At 64.4% G+C, this 16,209-nt stretch carries 11 protein-coding genes and 1 pseudogene; 7 read left to right on the forward strand and 5 right to left on the reverse strand.

All coding sequences use genetic code 11. The features are described 5' to 3' along the window. Nucleotides 1-124 (forward strand): annotated as a pseudogene (locus FOY51_RS00005) (IS5 family transposase); the annotation flags it as partial. Between the two features lie 21 nt (nt 125-145). Here FOY51_RS00005 and FOY51_RS00010 read toward each other — a convergent pair. After that, nucleotides 146-1,492 (reverse strand): amidase, encoded by a 1,347-nt coding sequence (locus tag FOY51_RS00010; protein ID WP_149428172.1) that lies wholly within the window; start codon nt 1,490-1,492, stop codon nt 146-148. Nucleotides 1,493-1,648: 156 nt separating this feature from the next. On the opposite strand from FOY51_RS00010, the gene FOY51_RS00015 reads away from it, so the two are divergent. Continuing rightward, nucleotides 1,649-4,102: a serine/threonine-protein kinase gene (locus tag FOY51_RS00015; protein WP_235916004.1), complete on the forward strand. Its 2,454-nt coding sequence runs from the start codon at nt 1,649-1,651 to the stop codon at nt 4,100-4,102. Then, nucleotides 4,099-6,210 carry a serine/threonine-protein kinase gene (locus FOY51_RS00020; protein WP_149428173.1) on the forward strand — a complete coding sequence of 704 codons (2,112 nt, stop codon included), beginning with the start codon at nt 4,099-4,101 and terminating at the stop codon, nt 6,208-6,210. Before FOY51_RS00015 ends, FOY51_RS00020 begins: the two co-directional genes overlap by 4 nt. Here the strand turns inward: FOY51_RS00020 and hpt are convergent. The 4 genes from hpt to dacB are packed head-to-tail and all read right to left on the reverse strand — an operon-like array spanning nt 6,201 to nt 10,245. Further along, a complete protein-coding gene (gene hpt, locus FOY51_RS00025; RefSeq protein ID WP_149428174.1) occupies nt 6,201-6,761 on the reverse strand; it encodes a hypoxanthine phosphoribosyltransferase in 561 nt (186 codons plus the stop codon). The genes FOY51_RS00020 and hpt overlap by 10 nt on opposite strands. Nucleotides 6,762-6,775: 14 nt before the next feature. Then, nucleotides 6,776-7,768 (reverse strand): tRNA lysidine(34) synthetase TilS, encoded by a 993-nt coding sequence (gene tilS / locus FOY51_RS00030; RefSeq protein WP_149428175.1) that lies wholly within the window; start codon nt 7,766-7,768, stop codon nt 6,776-6,778. Then, nucleotides 7,769-8,875, reverse strand: a complete 1,107-nt coding sequence (locus FOY51_RS00035) for an Rv3626c family coenzyme F420 biosynthesis-associated protein (protein ID WP_149428176.1) — start codon at nt 8,873-8,875, stop codon at nt 7,769-7,771. Beyond that, the gene (gene dacB / locus FOY51_RS00040) at nt 8,860-10,245 is read right to left on the reverse strand and encodes a D-alanyl-D-alanine carboxypeptidase/D-alanyl-D-alanine endopeptidase (protein WP_149428800.1); all 1,386 of its coding nucleotides are present in this window, start codon (nt 10,243-10,245) and stop codon (nt 8,860-8,862) included. The genes FOY51_RS00035 and dacB overlap by 16 nt, the downstream gene beginning before the upstream one ends. Nucleotides 10,246-10,427: 182 nt before the next feature. Here dacB and FOY51_RS00045 point away from each other — a divergent pair, with 182 nt between their 5' ends. The 4 genes from FOY51_RS00045 (at nt 10,428) to FOY51_RS00060 (ending at nt 16,106) form a co-directional block, all read left to right on the forward strand. Continuing rightward, nucleotides 10,428-10,916 (forward strand): inorganic diphosphatase, encoded by a 489-nt coding sequence (locus FOY51_RS00045; RefSeq protein WP_149428177.1) that lies wholly within the window; start codon nt 10,428-10,430, stop codon nt 10,914-10,916. Between the two features lie 828 nt (nt 10,917-11,744). Beyond that, nucleotides 11,745-13,832, forward strand: a complete 2,088-nt coding sequence (locus FOY51_RS00050) for a lipoxygenase family protein (protein ID WP_149428178.1) — start codon at nt 11,745-11,747, stop codon at nt 13,830-13,832. A 70-nt stretch (nt 13,833-13,902) separates the two neighbouring features. Beyond that, nucleotides 13,903-14,976, forward strand: coding sequence for a YncE family protein (locus tag FOY51_RS00055; protein WP_149428179.1), 1,074 nt, complete (start codon nt 13,903-13,905; stop codon nt 14,974-14,976). Next, a complete protein-coding gene (locus FOY51_RS00060) occupies nt 14,958-16,106 on the forward strand; it encodes a YncE family protein (protein WP_149428180.1) in 1,149 nt (382 codons plus the stop codon). Before FOY51_RS00055 ends, FOY51_RS00060 begins: the two co-directional genes overlap by 19 nt. Nucleotides 16,107-16,209: the final 103 nt, after the last annotated feature.

Raw genomic sequence — 16,209 nt, forward strand, 5'->3', positions numbered from 1 at the left:
GCAGTGGCGCGGTATCGCGACCCGCTACGACAAATACGCCCTGACCTACCTCGGTGGTGTCCTGCTGGCCTGCGCCGTCATCCACGCCCGCGTCGGAGCCAACCAATTGAGAGACACGCCCTAACCAGATCCGGGTGGTCCGTTTTCACACGTTCGGGGCGATCCGCACCCACGGACGCCGCACTTCCAGCTGCGCGGCGAGTGCGAGGATCTTCGCTTCGCTCCCGGGCGGGCCGGCAATCTGGACGGCCATCGGCGTTCCCGACTTGGGATGGGTACCGATGGGGACGCTCGCCGCGGGCCAACCGACCAGGTTCCACAACGGTGCGAACGGTGCGAATCGCGCACTGGTGACGATGTTGGACGCCCACGATGCTTCGCTCCACGCCTTCGCTTTCGGTGGCATCCTCGCGAGCGTCGGTGTGATGACGAGGTCCAGGTTCTCGAAGAACACGCGCAATTCCGCCTGTACCTTCTCCACCTGCACCGGCCCGATCAGCCCGATCCCGCCGACAACCCGCCCGATCGCACTGTGTCGACGATTGCGCTTCTCGAGTTTCGATCGATCGAGCCCCTTCGAGTCCAGACTCGTACTTGCTGTCCACCGAAACAGCACCGGCAGCAACGACGGGTACGGCAGCGTGGCGGTCTCGACCAGGTGCCCCGCCGACACCATCACCGATCCGGCCTTGCGCGCGGCCGCCGTCCAATGCCGGTCGGCACCGCTACCGCGCTTCGGAGCGCCGACAGCCAAGCCGATCCGGAGCTTGTCCGGGTCCGCGATCTGAGCGAAATCGGGGTTGTCGGCCAGCACCGACAGCATCAGGGCCGCATCCGCCACCGTCGTTGCCATCGGGCCGTTCTCGGCCATGTCGAACCACGAATTCTTCCCGATATCCGCAGGTACCAGGTCTTTTCCGGGCTTGATGCCGAAGATCCCGCAGCTGGCGGACGGGATCCTGATAGAGCCGAGGCCGTCGTTGCCCTGCGCGACCGGCACCATTCCTGCCGCGACGGCGGCACCAGCGCCACCCGACGAACCACCGCACGTCCGATCGAGATTCCATGGGTTGCGCGTGATGCGGTTGGGCCCGTCCGTCGCGCTCCACACCCCCAGTTCCGGCATCGTCGTGATCCCGACGACGACGGCGCCCGCAGCACGAAGCCGGGCGACGACAGCGTGGTCGGCAGTGGCCGGCGTCGCGCTCGTCGCTGCCGAGCCCGATCGCATGGGCTCGCCCGCGACGGCGACGTTGTCCTTGACCGCGATCGGCACACCTGCGAGCGGAAGGTCTGCGAGATCGGTTCGCGCGCTCAGCGCTTCGGCCTCGGCAAGTGCCTTGTCCGAGCGGACGAGGGCGAACGCACCTATCCGGGCGTCACGCTTGTCGATGCGGTCCAACGACGCGCGTACCGCGTCGACCGGGCTCAACGTTCCCGATCGGACCCGATCGGCGATGGAAGTCGCGGTGAACTGCGCGTCGCTGAGCATGTGTCGAGTAAACCCTGCCGAACCGAAACCGACCAGGCATGCCTGCCCGTGAACGTCGGATGCGGGCTATCATTTTTCATGCCTCTCGGACGGAGCCAGTGAGATGGCAACACACGATCATGCGGCCGGGGGGACGCCAGCCTTCACGGGACCACCGTGAGTGCCGCGCCGGACGGCCGCGCGCACAACGGCGGCGCGGTCCCCGATTTCGAGTCGGCGTGGAATTCCGCGCTGCTCCCGCCGAACATCGACGAGTTCGTTCCGAGCACCGATGAGGCTCGACGTACAGCGCTTATCGAGTTGATCCGCGTCGATCTGCAACATCGCTGGTTGCGCGAGGGCCTGGGCAAGCGGCTCGCCGAATACTGCATCGAGTTTCCGGAACTGGCTGTTCGCGATCTTCCGGTAGGCCTGGTCTACGACGAGTTCGTCATCCGCCGTCACGTCGGGCAAGCTGTCGATCCGCGCGAGTACCTGCGCGAATATCCCGATCATGCCGCCGAGCTCGGACGACTGCTCAACGCCGACGACGGCACGGAGACTTTTCTCGCTACCGATCCGACGGTGCGCTCGGATGATACGGTGCGGTCAGTTGTCACGGTGCGGTTGCGGTCAGATGTCACGGTGCGGGCCGACCTCGACGCCACCGCCCGCTCCGATGCGACCGCTCTGTCAGACGCCACCGCCCTCTCGGACACGACCGCCCTGTCCGACAGAACTGTGCAGAGCGATACCGGTGCCGCCTACGACATGGACTTCACCGCGACCGGAACAATGTCCGACCTCACTCAGCCCGGCGCATTCGAGCCGCTGGAAGAAGTCGATGTCGGCCAGCGTCTCGACGATTTCGATCTGCTCACCGCCATCGGCAGCGGCGCATTCGCGAGAGTCTTCCTTGCTCGGCAGCGATCGATGCAACGGCTTGTGGCGGTGAAGGTTTCCGAAGATCACTGCTCCGAGCCCCAGACTCTTGCCCAGCTCGATCACGACTACATCGTGCGCGTCTTCGATCAGCGCTTGCTGCCCGAGCGCAAGTTGCGCCTGCTCTACATGCAGTACCTGCCCGGCGGAACCCTCCTCGGTGTGCTCCAACACCTGCGGACTGTGCCGATCGAAGACCGCAACGGGCAACTGTTGCTCGACGCGATCGACGCCGCCATGGAGGCGAAAGGCGAGATCCGACCCAGCGACTCCAGCGTCCGCGCGGAGATAGCGCAGCTGTCGTGGCCGGAGACGGTTGCCTGGCTCGGACGCCGCCTCGCAAGTGCCCTGCATCACGCAAACGCGCGCGGGGTGTTGCACCGAGATGTCAAGCCCGCCAACGTGTTGCTGACCGCGGAGGGGATCCCCAAGCTGGCCGATTTCAACATCAGCTTCAGCGCGGGGACGGCCGGAGACTCACCGGTGGCGTACTTCGGTGGATCGCTGTCCTACATGTCGCCGGAGCAACTGTCCGCATGCCACCCGGGCCGTGCGGGCACCGCCGCCGATCTCGATACACGCAGCGACATCTACTCGCTCGGCGTCGTCTTGTGGGAATTGCTCACCGGTCGAAAGCCTTTCGATGACAAGGGCAGCACGGGCGGCGACCGATCCACGCTCGACACCATGTTGTCTCGCCGTGAGGGCGGCGTCGACACGGACCATTTGGCCGACCTGCCGATGGACTGCCCGGCAGCACTTCGACGTGTCTTGCTGACGTGCATGAACCCCGACCCCGACAAGCGGTGGTCCACCGGAACACAACTGGCCCAGCAGTTCGACATGTGCCTCGACGAGCGGGCACGCAATCTGGTCGATCCGCCGCCCGGTAGTTGGCGACTCCGCCTGCGCACCTGGATCGTGCTGACCCTCACGCTCGCGGCCGGCATACCCAACATCCTTGCGGCCGTGAACAACTACCAGCACAACAACGCCTTGATCGTGCGCAAGTTGCTACCGGACGCCCAGACCCGGTTCGAGCTGATCGCCTTGGTGGTGAACGCGATTGCGTGGCCCGTCGGCTTCCTGGTGATCCTGTACTACTGCCGAAACGTGCTGCGAGTGCCGCGCGGATTGCGGACCGGAAAGACCTTCGACGCAAAGACTCTCGCGATCACACGACGCGACACCCTGCTGATCGGCGATCGCATCGTCGCCGTCGCGTTCGGGCTCTGGGTGTTGGCGGGCTTTGCGCTGCCCATTTCGCTGCGCGTCGCCGCCGGTTTCATTCCGCCGCGCGCGTACGTCCACTTTCTCGCGTCGATCGTCGTCTGCGGCGCCATCGCCGTCGCCTATCCGTTCTTTCTCATCTCGCTCTACACGGTTCGCAGCCTGTATCCGGCCCTGCTGACCTACGGCAAGACCGGGCCCGAAGACGCTGCGGCCCTGCGCGGATTGGACCGGCGCAGCAACCGCTATCTCGCTGTCGCCGCATCGGTTCCGCTCGCCGGTGTCGGTGGTCTCACGTTCATCCCCGCCGACGAAATCCCCGAGGTGATCACCGCTGTCCGCGTGCTGTGCGTCGGCGGCATCATCGCCTTCGTCGGCGTCTACTGGCTGTTTCGGCAGTTGGAGGACGACCTGCGCGCGTTGGAACGCGTCGTGGCGAACGGTGTCCAACCGCGGTGACAGTCGACGATAGATTCAGTGCGGCGTGGGCCGACGCACAGTCGCCACCCGACCTCGGCCTCTACCTGTCCGACGCCGCGGACGCGGTTCAGATCACGACACTCGTCGAGTTGGTGCGGGTCGACATCCGCGAGCGCAAACTGCGCGGCGGTCTCACCAAGTCCCTCGACGACTATTGCGACGAGTACCCGGAGCTGCGATCGGTTCTTCTCGAGTCACCCTCGCTCACAAGACAACTCGACGACGAGGCAACCGCAGACCCCGACGACGACCGCACCGCGCTCGCACACGGCACGGTGACCAGCTACGGGCCACCTATGCTCGATCCCCTCGATCACGTCGACGCCGGCCAGCGCATCGACGACTTCGATCTTGTCGCGCCCATCGGTGTCGGCGCTTTCGCTCGCGTGTTTCTGGCCAGGCAACGGTCGATGCAGCGATTGGTCGCGGTCAAGATCTCCGAGGACTACGGGGCGGAGCCGCAGACACTGGCCCAGCTCGATCACGACTACATCGTCCGCGTCTACGACCAGCGGTTGGTGCCCGAACGGAATCTGCGCTTGTTGTACATGCAGTTTCTGCCCGGCGGGACGCTGCTCGGCGTCCTACAGAAGGCTCGCAAGGTCACCTGGACGCCTGATCGCAGCGGGCAGTTGTTGCTCGACGCCATCGATGACTCGATGGAGGCCAGGGGTGCGGCACGGCCGAGCGGTTCGAGTGTTCGGGCCGAGCTTGCCGAGCTGTCGTGGCCGGAAACCGTTGCGTGGCTTGGGCGTCGTCTCGCCGATGCTCTCGATTACGCCGCCCGCCGCGGCGTTCTGCACCGAGACATCAAGCCCGCGAACATCTTGCTCACCGCGGACGGCGTTCCCAAGCTGGCGGACTTCAACACCAGCTTCGTCGTCGGTGCCGACCCGATGGCGGATTTCGGCGGTTCGCTGTCCTACATGTCACCGGAGCAACTCGACGCGTGCCACCCCGAGACACCCGGCACCGCAGCACAACTCGATGCTCGAAGCGACATCTACTCGCTCGGTGTCGTCTTGTGGGAGTTGCTCGCCGGACGCAAACCGTTTCCGTCCGACGTTGCGCAAGCCGGTGACATCGATGCACTCGACGCCATGCTTGCCAGCCGAAGGGCGGGGGTCGGTGCCGACGCTCTCGCCGACCTGCCGCCGGACACACCCGCCGCGCTGCGACGCGTGCTGCTCGCCTGTCTACATCCGGACAAGGACAAGCGGTGGGCCAACGGCCGCGAACTCGCCACGCAATTCGATCTCTGCCTCGACGCACACGCCCGCGACCTCGTCGATCCACCCGCGACCAGTTGGCGGCCGCGGCTGCGCGGCTGGCTTGTCGCGTTCGTCGTTGCAGGCGTCGGTATTCCGAACGCAATCGCGAGCTTGTATCTGATTCAGCAGAATCGCGCGCTGGTGCTGACCAAGCTCAGTCCGGAAGCCACGACCACCATGATCAACGTCAGTCCGCCGATCAACGTGATCGCGTTCGCGATCGGTGGGATCGCGATGGCATACATGTGCCGACGTTTGCTGAGCATGCCTCGTCGACTGCGACGCGGAGAGACCTACGACGCGGTGACGATGGCACACGCACGCACGGACGCCTTGTTCATGGGTGTACGCATCGTCGCGATCTGCTTCGCATTGTGGATCGTTGCGGGGCTCGCCTGGCAGACCGCGCTCTACTTCACAGGCAGTGTTCCGACGGTCGTCGAGTTGCATTTCATTGCCGGACAGGTGATCTGCGCCGCCATCGCGATCGCGTATCCGTATTTCCTCATGACGTTCTACGCGGTGCGATGCATCTATCCGGTGTTCCTACCGTTCGGCCGCACCAGCTCGGCGGACGCACGCCAGCTGCGCAGCCTGTCTCGGCTGTCCAACTTCTTCCTCGCCGTCGCCGCATCGGTTCCGCTGCTCGGTGTCGCGCGAGTCGCATTCATCGGCGCCGAACAGATCCCACTCGTCCTGGTGTCGCTGCGCATCCTCTGCGTCGGCGGCATCGTCGCGTTCGTCTTCACCTACTGGCTGTTCCGACTGCTCGAGCAGGACCTACGAGCCTTGGAGCGAGTGGTCTCTCAGGACTGATCGCTGTACACGGCGGGATCGAGCGTGCCGATGTAGCGCAGGTCGCGGTAGCGCTCCGCGTAGTCGAGGCCGTACCCGACGACGAACTCGTTGGGAATGTCGAACCCCACGTTCGCGACGTCCAGTTCGGTTTTCACCGCGTCCGGCTTACGCAGCAGCGCAACCACTTGCAGCGATGCCGGGTTGCGGCTGGACAGGTTGCGCATCAGCCACGACAGGGTCAGCCCCGAGTCGATGATGTCCTCGACGATCAGCACGTGCCTGCCCGCGATGTCCTTGTCGAGGTCCTTGAGGATGCGCACGACACCGGACGACGACGTCGACGAGCCGTAGGAACTGACCGCCATGAACTCGAGTTGCGTCGGAATCGGCAGCGCCCGCGCCAGATCGGTCATGAAGAAGATGGCGCCCTTGAGCACGCCGACCAGCAGCAAGTCACCTTCGGGCGCGTCAACCGGATAGCGCTTCGCGATGTCGTCGGCCAGTTCCGCGACCTTGGCCTGGATCTGGTCCTCGGTGATCAGCACAGAAGCGATGTCGCCCTCGTACACGCCAGCGGTCTCCTTCAGTCGATTTCGCGGGAGTCGACGTAGCGATCGTCGACCTGCAAACCCAGGATCAGCCTGCCACGGCTACGGGATGTGACCAACCTGGCCTCCGGCGTGCCGCCCGGGACAGCGACGCCGCCCTGCCCTCGCCAGTGCGAGACCAGGCGGTCGATGCCGTAGAGGTGTTCCGCCGTCAGAGATGTCGCACCACCGCGTAGCAGCCACACCCTGATGGCCCGACGCCGCAGCGCGGGCGGGGCCGATTGCAACACAGCGACGTCCAACTGGTCGTCGACGGCTGCCGACTCGGCCAGCTGGTGCGCAAGGTGGTCGAGCACGTCGCCGTCCTCGCGCAACTGCTCCCCTGTACGCGCAAGGGCAGCTGCCACACCACCGCCGAGAACGTCGTCGAGCAGCGGCAACACCTCCGCACGCAACCGCACCCTTGTGAATTCGGACCGCTCGTTGTGCGGGTCCTGATGTGGTTGCACACCCAGATCGACACAGGCACGGTGCGTCGTGTCGCGGCGCACCTTCAGCAGCGGACGCCCCCACGGGTCGTCGTAGTCGCGCATGCCCTGAATGGATCGACCACCCGATCCGCGGGAAAGCCCCAACAGCACCGTTTCGGCCTGATCGTCGAGGGTGTGGCCGAGCAGCACCGGCATTCCCGCGCGGGCGGTGTCGAGGGCGTCGTATCTGGCTCGTCGCGCCGCGGCTTCCATGCCACCAACTGTCCCGACGGACACCGTCAGTACCTCGGCCTCGATGCAACCCAGCTCGAGCGCGCACTGCGCAGCGCTTCGAGCCACTGCGGCCGAACCCTCTTGCAGCCGGTGATCGACGACAAGCGCCCGTACCGACTGCGCCTCGGCAACCGCGGCGGCGGTCAAAGCCAGCGAATCGGCACCACCGGAGAGAGCGACCGCAAGCCGGTCGTGCGGGAACCGATCGAGCCAGTCACGGACAGCGTGCCGCACCGCAAGGATGTGCGGTGTTTCCGGACGCACCTACCCCAGCACCCTCGTGACCCACGCCGCCGAATCTTCGATTTCGCTTGTCAGCGGCAAGGTTTCGGCACTGGTCCAGATGGTGTTGAAGTTCGCCATCCCCACCTGAGCGACAACGGCGTCGACGAACGCCTTGCCGCGCACGTACTGCGCCATCTTCGCGTCCATCCCCAGCAGGGCACGCAGCAGCCGTTGCAGCGGATTGGCGGCGCGCTTGCGACGCTTATCGAACGCGGCTCGAATCTGCTCGACGCTGGGTACGACCGACGGGCCGACGGCGTCCATGACGTGATCGGCGTGGCCCTCGAGCAGGGTGCCGAGCATCAACAGCCGATCCAGCGCCTCGCGCTGCGGCGGTGCTTGGGTGGCGCGCAGCAGGCCGACGACGCCGCGCTGTTCGGCAGGCTGCTCGCCGCCCTTGCGCCGCTCGCGCAGCGCGTCGGTGAGGCGACCGATCAGGTCGGATGCGGATTCCTCGCCCACTTCGCCGAGCACACCGACCGATTCCTGCATGTAGTCGCTGAGCCACGGCGTCGACGAAAATTGCACGCGATGTGTCACCTCGTGCAGGCAGACCCAGAGTCGAAAGTCGCTCGGATCCAGTTTCAACATCCGCTCGACGGAGACGATGTTGGGCGCAACCAGCAGCAGTGTGCCGTTTTCGCCGGTGAACGGATCGTACTGGCCGAGGATCGCCGTCGAGAGAAACGCGAGCATCGCGCCCGCCTGCACACCGCCGGGTTTGCCGCCGAGCAGACCGCGATCCTCACCGTCGGCACCCGTGCCGGTCAGCTGCGACATCGACTGCGCCGCAGCCTGTATCCAGCCGGCACGATCGACGACCTGTGCTTGCGGAATCGGCAGCCCGTCGGCAAGGCCGGTCACCTCACGAACCGGCCCTTCCGCGCGAATCGACGCGTCGGACAGTTCGGTGACCGCCTGCTCGGCGGAGTAGCGCGAGGTGCTGGGGCCGCGTGGGGACAGTGTCGCCCCGGTTTTCGCGGCGAGGTCCCAATCGATGGCGCCGGCAAAGCCGTTTCGTTTGGCTTTCGCCCCGTCGCCGCTCGTAGTGGCTTCGCTGTCGTCGGACATCACTGGCAACCGCATGATCGCAGGGTAGACGCGATCGCGTCGAGTGCAGGTCGGCTGGCGTCCGGTGGTCGATCGTTGGACATCAGCGCGAAGGTGAGAATGCGTCCGCTGTCGTCGACCACGTAGCCGACAAGGGCGCTCGCGACCGACAAGGTGCCAGTCTTTGCGCGCACCCAGCCCGCGGCAGACCGATTGCCCGATGCGTATCGATCGGCGAGGGTTCCGGTTGCTCCCGCGACGGGCAGATAGTCGAGCATCCGGCGGAGCTTCGGCTGTTTGTCGCCCGCCGCGGCGTTGAGGATGGAGTCGAGCACCCCCGCGGGAACACGATTGTCCGTCGACATGCCGCTGACATCGTGGAGGGTCACGCCACCGAGATCGAAACCCGCTTTGCGGAGGGTATCCATGACGGCCGATGCCGCGCCGGTGAACGAGGGGTCGACGCCCTCCCCGATCGCAATCTCGCGGCCGACGGCTTCAGCCAGGATGTTGTCGGAGAGGACCATCATCTGTCGGAGGCGATCGCGCAACGGCGCAGATTGCACGCTGGCGACCGGAGCCGCCCCCGGAGGCGCCGAACCGAGCGCAACCTTGGCTGGGTCCAGCCCGAGTGCGGTCGCGAGTGCGCGTCCGGTGTCGAGCGCAGGCGTCGGCGTCCGCGGCGATTCGTCCTCCAGCGGCTTGATCCTGCCCGCGTCGAGCATCAACGGCTGCATCGGTGTGATGAATCCGTTGCCGATGTCTTCCGGGAGCCAGCCTGGCGCCAATTCCGGTCCGGTGAAGGCGCGGGTGTCGACCACGATCGTGTCCACGGGTGCGCCGCTCTTCTTGATCTGGTCCACCAGGTCGGCGATGTGCGCGGAGCCAGGGAAGATGTTGGGCGATCCGAGTGGCTGCGCAGTCAAGGTCACGTCACCGCCGCCGACCAGCACCAGCTCGTTCGGCGTCGCGCCGCGAACCACCCGCGTTTCGACGCGATGATCTGACGGCAACGCAAGCAACGCCGCCGCGGACGTGAGCACCTTGGTGGTGGACGCGGGTGTCATCGGTTTGGTGGGATCGGCGCTCCACAGCTGTGTCCCCGACGCCGCATCGGAGACAGAACCCGCAAACGACCCGAGATTCGGATTGCCGACGACCGGCGCGAGGGCGGCGGCCAGCGCAGCAGGCGTCGGTACCGGCGCGGACGCGGGCACTGGCGCTACCAATGGCGCGGCCACGACGGGTGGCGGCTCGGCCGCGGTGGTCAACTCACCGCGTGACGCGTCGGCGTCCCACGGACGTTGCACGACCACGAACGCGGCCGCCGCGAGGAGTACCAGCACCACCAGACCGCCGAGCAGTGCCTGGATCTTGCGGCGACGCCGAGTGGCCAATCCACCCATGCTCTTCTTGGTCTCGCCCGTCAAGGTCCCTCTTCCAGCTCCGCGCACCGGCCACGCGGGTGAATTCCGCGGGCTTTGCGCTTCTTCGATTCAGCCCACACTATCCTTGACGGGCCGGCACTTCCTTCGCGAACTGCCTGGACTGCCCGGAGACAGCCAACACACGAAGTGAGGACATAGGCGTGGAGTTCGACGTCACCATCGAGATCCCCAAGGGTCAGCGCAACAAGTACGAGGTCGACCACGAAACCGGTCGAGTACGACTGGATCGGTACCTGTACACGTCGATGGTCTACCCGGCCGACTACGGCTTCATCGACAACACGCTCGGCGAAGACGGCGATCCGCTGGATGTCCTTGTGCTGCTGCCCGAGTCCGTGTTCCCCGGCGTTCTGATCAACGTCCGCCCGGTCGCGATGTACAAGATGACCGACGAAAAGGGCGGCGACGACAAGGTGCTCTGCGTCCCGGCCGGCGATACCCGCTGGGATCACATCCAGGAATTGGAGGATGTCTCGCAGTTCGAACTGGATGCCATCAAGCACTTCTTCGAGCGGTACAAGGACCTGGAGCCCGGCAAATACGTCAAGGGTTCGGAGTGGGTCGGTCGCACCGAGGCCGAGGCCGAGGTGGACGCCTCGTTCAAGCGGCTGCAGGACCAGGGCCACTGACCCGAACACGCAACGCACGCATCGAGCACCTGCCCGTTTCGGGTGGGTGCTCGATGCGTTGCAGCCAATCCTGGCGCAGAGTGGAACAATTCGTGACCGGCTTCACCGGCATGCAGTGCGCCTATCACCGAGTGGTGCAGTGCGCATGACGGCGCGTGCACATCCGGTCGAGACATTTCCAGCGAATCGACCGACGCCGGTCGGACTTCCGATCGTGTATTCGACCTCGACGCCGCCGACGAAATACCGAGTCCCACACCGGTTTACAACGTAAGAATTGCGTCTTTCACCAGAGCACGCAAGCCTCACCCGGCCACGGTTGGAACCCCGGACTCGAACGACTCCGCGAGACGCTGCTCAGCGGGTTCTCGAAACCGATTCCGCCGTAAAGGTGATCGCCCTCACCGGCGATCGTGGGCTATCGTTTCCGACGCGCCTCGCCACGAGCGAGTGCACATCTGCAGACAACCACCGTTGGACGAGCACGAAATCACGTGCGGCAGAACGACGATGGTTCGTCGTCCCGACTCGCCATATCCATCCCTGAGTTGTCCGATTTCAGGACAACCAACGTCATGCGAACGATATCGACGGGGGATGTACGTTAACGAAACCTGCGAGGCATCCCATGATTCATGGGCGCCCTCCGCTGGAATGGAGGAAGTACGCTCGGCCGTGGAGACGGCCGGATCGGGGACTGTCGCGATTTGAGCTGTCACCCAAAATCCGCATGCGCCACGCAGATCGGCGTCGAGCAATGCGAAGCCTCGATCACCTCGCTTCTTGTTGTCGAATGCTCGAATTTCTCACCGCGTTGGAGTTGTAAATATGCAGGACAAGATAAACCGTCGCCGTCTGCTCAAACTGTCCGCACTGGCCCCCGTCGCGGGTGCTGGACTCGCCGCCTTCTCCGGTTCGACCGCCGACGCCGCACCCGCGCCGGCAGGCCCGCCGCCGCCACTGCTCCCACAAGTCGACCCCGCACCGTGGGGACGCCAAGCCGCAATCGTGCAGGCCCAAAGCGCGTATACCTGGACCGAGGACGTGCCGTTCCTCAAAGGTGTTCCAGCCGCGAATCTTGTTCCCGCAGACGCTTTTCCGACCATCGAGTGGCTGTTCGAAGGCACGTCCGGTGTGTTCACGCTCGGCCTGAATCTGCTGGGATCGCTTATCCCGCAGTTCAATGCCGCCAACACCAGCACTCTCTCCGACGCGCAGAAGCAGCTGCTGTCGATCAAGCAGCGGACCGAAGGCGTCCGCACCAGGTTCAAGAACCTGGGCGGCGGCGTGTACAACCAGGTAGGCGAACGCCCCGGAGCTCCGTACGTCGACGCACCGCCGGAGGACCTGGCCCAGGCGACCATCCTGCAGGCCGAGATGATGAAGCTGTTCAACGAGGCACAGATCGTCATCGGCAACATCCGCACCAACGTCCAGCTGCTGTTGTCGTCGAGTCAAGGCATCGGTGACTTCGGAACCAAGGACGGCCTTGCGCGATTCAACGCCATCTGGCAGACGATGCCGATCCCGGACGTCGCCGAAAACCTGCACGACGACGAACTTTTCGCATGGATGCGAGTCGGCGGCTGGAACACCAACGTCATCGAACGGGTGCGCGGCAGCCTGCCTGCCAAGATGCCGCTGACGGATGCGCAATACCGCGAAGGCATCCAGGCGAACGACAGTTTGGCACAGGCGATCAGCGACGGTCGACTGTACATGTGCGACTTCATCGAGCTCGGCAAGATGGCTCCCGAGCGTGCGACCTTCAAGATCTTGACCGGCGAGGGCTACAACAGCGCACCGATTGCGCTGTTCGCCATCCCGCCGGGTAAGTCCCAGCTGGAACCAGTGGCCATCCAGTGCGGTCAAAACCCATCCAGCGCATCGATATTCGTGCGCCCCAAGCCGGACGACCGCGATCGGTTCTGGGGTTGGCAGATGGCGAAGACGGTGGTGCAGACCGCCGACTTCAACCACCACGAAATGCTTGCTCACCTTACCCGCGCGCACTTGGTCTCCGAGGTGTTCGCCGTCGCGACGCACCGAACTCTCGCGCCGAATCATCCGCTCAACCAGTTGCTGGTGCCGCACGCGGAGGGCGACCTCTTCATCAATTTCCTTGCCGCAACGGTCATCATGCCGCCGAACCTGTTCGCCGACGTCATTCTCGCGGCTCCGCTGGACGATATCGTCGAGACGGTCGGCCAGGCTCGATTGGACTGGGACTTCTACGAACGCATGCCGCACAACGACTTTGCGCGACGCGGTGTCGACAACGCGAACATGCTTCCGCAGTTCCCCTACCGCGACGACGCTCTGCTGATCTGGGAGCAGACCCACAAGTGGGTCGACGACTACGTTCGGCTCTACTACCACAACGACGGTGACGTGGTCGCCGATCACGAGCTCGCGTCCTGGGCCGACGAGATCACCAACATCGGCAAGATGAAGGGTTTCCGCCGTATCACCTCGGTGGATCAACTGGTCGAGGTTCTGACGATGGTCATCTACACGGCCAGCGCATACCACGCGTCGGTCAACTTCCCGCAGGGCCACCTGATGACGTACGCCCCCTTTGCCGCGGGCGTCACGAGCGCGCCTGCTCCGACCACCATCACCGGCCACAGCGAGGCCGATTGGATCAAGATGTTGCCCGGCGTCGTAGTTGCGTTGGCACAGTTCTACTTTCTGAATCAGCTCGCTACTATCTACTACCGGCCGCTCGGTGACTACCGGACGAACATCTTCCCCTTCAACTCGGCGCTGACGGATCAACGTGCCGATGCGCCGCTCGCGACGTTTCGGGCGAACCTGAAGAAGGCAGAAGCAACAATCAACGAGCGCAACAAATCTCGCTATCAGCCCTACGAATACCTTTTGCCCAGTAACATCCCGACGAGTACGAATATCTAGACAAAAGGATTGACAAGTGCACAGATCTGGGTCTCGCCGGCGCGGCCGTTCTTCGTTGAAAGTCCCACTGGTGCTCGCTGCAGCGTGTGCACTACTCGTCGGATCCCCGACCGGTGCCGGCGCGGCACCGGTCGGCGGACCTGCCGGTGACATCTACATCCCTGAAGTCGACAGCGACAACGTCGCCGTCATGGACGCCGCGACCAGCACCATGAAGCAGCAGATTCCGATCAAGACCGATCTCGGTCCGTCGCGACCTGCTGTCACGGCAAAGTCACCGGACGGCAGCAAGATCTACGTCGACAACTTCGGTGCCATCACGCCGTCGATCTCGATCATCGATCGCCGTGCCAACACCACCAAGAACATGCGCGTGGAGAGCATTCCGCTCGGCATCTTCACCTCCGGTGACGGCAAGGAAATCTTCATCCCAGAGGTCGGCTTCGTGGTCGAGGTTCTCGACATCGCGACCGAGAAGATCGTTCGCAAACTCCGGTTCCTCGATGTTCCGACCGGTGCGATCTCCGGACCCGACGGGGTCATGTACGTCACCTTCGGCACCGGTCTCATCGGCGGCTACGACCCGAAGACCGGTGCCCAGGTGCGTCCGAAGATCTGGAGTGGTGGTCTGGCTCCGTTCTGGTTCAGCATCACCAAGGACGGGTCGAAGATGTACACCGATGCGATCAACTCGATCGGTGTCATCGACATGAAGTCGTGGACGCTGACCAAGACGATCGCGACATGGCCGGACAACGTCGGCCGGTTGTCCAACCCCGGCGCATTCACCTCGGAGATCTCGCCGGACGGGTCGAAGCTGTACGTGGCATTGTTCGGCGGCACCGGCGTGATGGTCTTCGACACGAAGACCGACAGGTACCTCCACTCGATTCCCACCCAGGGCTACGTCATCGGAATGACGTTCAGCGGCGACGGGTCCCGCGGCTACATCTCGGACAGCGGACCTTCCTCCAACGGTATTCCGGGCCCTCCCGGTGAGTACACGACGTTCTTCAACATGGTCACTGTCGGTGTCTTCTCGCCAGGTCAGATGATCACGTTCGACACGGCCGACGACCACGTCGTCACGACGACGCCGACCGGCCTCGCACCAGGCGTTCCGGTATGGGTTCCGGATCTGTGATCAGAGAGAAGACCACGATGATGAGCAGGCAGATCTCCCTCGGTAGAGCGGCTCGTCGGATTGCAGTGGTGGCATTGGCGTTGGGGCTGTTCGTCGCCCCTGCGACCGCGGCCGCGAATCCGACCATCCCGGGTAGCACTACCGGCCCGAACGGCCTTGTCTACCTTCCGATGTACGGCGAAGGCTCCGTTATCGCCGTCGATCCCGTGGCCAACAAGGTGGTGCGCACCTACCCGGGCATCGGCGACCATCCGCTGGTGCTGAAGATGTCGCTGGACCAGAAGAAGGTCTTCGTCGGCAACTTCGGACCGGTGGGGTGGTCGGTCGCGGTGATTCACGTCGATACCGGTGTGGTGACCCAGATTCCGACGCTCGGCCCCGCATGGGCGGTGTCGCAGTTGTCGCACGACGGCAGGTACTTCTACGTGCCGACTGCTCTTTCGGTCACTCAGGTCATCGACACCCAGACGGAAAAGGTGGTGCGAACGCTGCCCATCTTGGTGCCGCCGATCCCTGCGCACCTCGAGGTGTCGAACGACGACAAGACGCTGTATGTGATGTCAGGGCCTGGAACGGTCACCGGGTACGACACCGTGACAGGCGCGGTTACCAAGCCGCCACTGTTCCTCAACGGTGCGGTCTCCGCGTGGGGCGCACTGAATGCGCGGGGTGACAAACTGTACGCGGTCAACTACTTGTCGGGCATCACCGTCGTGGACACGACAACCTGGTCGGTAGATCGGACGACGTTCTTCGAACCGCTCGCGGGAGCGATCTCGGCGACGCTGACTCCGGACGGCAAACAGCTGTGGGTGTGCGGTGTCGGTGATGGTCAGATCCGGGTGTTGGACGCGGAGACCGGTCACACGGAGCGGATCTTCAAGGATCCGACGGGCGCGGTCATCTATGCCGGATTCTCGCCGGACAGCAAGACCGCATATCTGAGTTCGCTTGGACCGTGGACCAGCAACATCCCGGACCTGTTGCAGGCCTTGAAGTTCGGGGCGGCGTTCTTCTCCGGAACGATCGGCACCAAGGGCTCGTTCGATCAGTACGATACGACGACCTTCCAGATGAAGAAGTCGTTGCCGCTGGACGGAACACCGATCGCCGGAGCATATCCGGGCTGACATCGATGCTTCGATTCCCGGGGAGGGCGATGTGAAGCGAGTGGGGTGATGGCCGGTTCCGCCGGGCATCACCCCACTCGTCTGTTCGGGGTCACCGAGCGAA

Source organism: Antrihabitans cavernicola, from assembly GCF_008297975.1.
GTDB classification, from domain to species: Bacteria; Actinomycetota; Actinomycetes; order Mycobacteriales; family Mycobacteriaceae; genus Antrihabitans; species Antrihabitans cavernicola.